1 protein-coding gene is annotated in these 1,046 nt (G+C 53.9%); it reads right to left on the bottom strand.

All coding sequences use genetic code 11. The features are described from left to right. Positions 1 to 423 precede the first annotated feature (423 nt). Complete coding sequence (locus EP867_RS18285) at positions 424 to 747, bottom strand: DUF982 domain-containing protein (RefSeq protein WP_241656966.1); 324 nt, start codon at positions 745 to 747, stop codon at positions 424 to 426. Positions 748 to 1,046 lie beyond the last annotated feature (299 nt).

The raw sequence follows: 1,046 nt of genomic DNA, 5'->3' as shown, positions 1-1,046 counted from the left end.
TAACCGCCCCCCGACGGCATCTTTGTGCCAAGGTGGGATCGTCACAATCCATTAGGGAGGCGGTTACAACATCAGAGTCCACTGGAGGGGGAAAATACCAAGCTCAAGAGCCGTTTGGCCGAGCAAATGGGCGACATGGGAGCGATGGAGGAACTGCGAAAATATATGGTAAAGTCCGCCATGACACGCGAAGCTGTCGCGGCTGGAGCTCCGTCTCAGCTTTCGGAGCAGCAAGGGTGTCAGCCGCTGGGCCAAGTCGCAAGATGGTGCGCTACCAGGCGCGTGCGCCGGCTACGGCACTGCGCAGTCGGCTGCGGGTCTGGCCAGCTCGCGGTGGTCGCTCGACTTCGTAGATGATGTTCAGCTGCGGGCCGCGCTTTATGCGCCTGCACCTAAAGCGAACCTGCGTCCGCTTTTACAAATTCAGACGAAAAAAGCTGGAGCTGGAGCTGGCTTAAACCCGGCCGATTGTGCAGCCTGTAAGAATGCCGCGCGGGCACTTGTGACGCTTCCCATACATTCCATCGCGTCGTCGATCGCGATCAGCGCTTTTCTGCGCGCGACATCGTCGACCGGCCAGTCGCGGCTCAAAAGATACTGTGCGTGCTCAATGGTGGAGATTTTCTTGGTGTCACCTTCGGTGGTGACGGCGATAATGAGGGGCTTGCCCCAATTTACTTCGAACATCCGAGCCAAATGACGGCTTTCGCGTATGAAAGCAAGCACTATTTTTTGCAGCCGATTCACGCCGCGGGATTATAATGTTAGCGCTAACTTGACTTGCTCTAACAATCTGCGTAAACAGTACAAGTTGATAGTTTTTCGCTGAGCTTAGTTTTTAACGATGCCACTGCATCGTTTCGATCGAACCCTCCTCATTAAAGCACCGTTAACGCACCCATTCCGCAATCGCGGAAATGGTTATTTTTATGCTTGGAAAGGGTTCATCATGACCACCGGCACCGTAAAATGGTTTAACTCCACTAGGTCATGTTGACAAAAGGGATTCACACCGAGCCTGGATCGTGATTCAAGCTGGTATCTGC

It is taken from the genome of Falsigemmobacter intermedius, assembly GCF_004054105.1.
Taxonomy (GTDB): domain Bacteria; phylum Pseudomonadota; class Alphaproteobacteria; order Rhodobacterales; family Rhodobacteraceae; genus Wagnerdoeblera; species Wagnerdoeblera intermedia.
This window is presented reverse-complemented; position numbering and strand designations above follow the sequence as displayed.